The following is a 433-nucleotide window of genomic DNA, read 5'->3' as shown; positions in this document are numbered from 1 at the left end:
GGGGGAGGAGCGCGCCAGCGGGCATGCCCACGCCGGCCGCGCGGACCTGGGCGCCCCACTCGATGTCGAAGGACTTGAGGCCGGGGACGGCCTTGAGGGCGGCCTCGGAGTCGGCCTGGATCTTCCCCTTCATGGGGCAGGCAGGCGTGGTGAGCTCGATCTTGAGTTTCGCGGTGTCCCCGGAGACACGGACGTCCTTCACCATTCCCGCCTTCACGAGGTCGATGTGAAGCTCGGGATCCATCACCTTCGACATCGCAGCGAGGATGTCGGCCTGGGTAACGCTCATCAGGACACCTGAAACCTTTTGGAAAACGGGCGGTTGTAAGCCGCCAGCGGGCGCGGAATCTGCCAGCCCAGGGGGGGCTGTCAACGTCGTTTAACGGGGCTGTACGCCCTGCGCACCCTGTAGGTGTCAGGCATGGCTACTGAG

Annotated in this window: 1 protein-coding gene; it reads right to left on the bottom strand. The window is 65.6% G+C overall.

Annotation, left to right across the window (positions count from 1 at the left end; all coding sequences use genetic code 11):
* A partial coding sequence (locus G4D87_RS38640) for an iron-sulfur cluster assembly protein (protein ID WP_163787692.1) occupies positions 1–289 on the bottom strand: 289 nt, incomplete at its 3' end.
* Positions 290–433: the final 144 nt, after the last annotated feature.

It is taken from the genome of Myxococcus vastator (assembly GCF_010894475.1).
Classification (GTDB): Bacteria; Myxococcota; Myxococcia; order Myxococcales; family Myxococcaceae; genus Myxococcus; species Myxococcus vastator.
The sequence above is the reverse complement of the archived record's forward strand: the minus strand, read 5'-3'. Positions and strand labels throughout refer to the sequence as shown.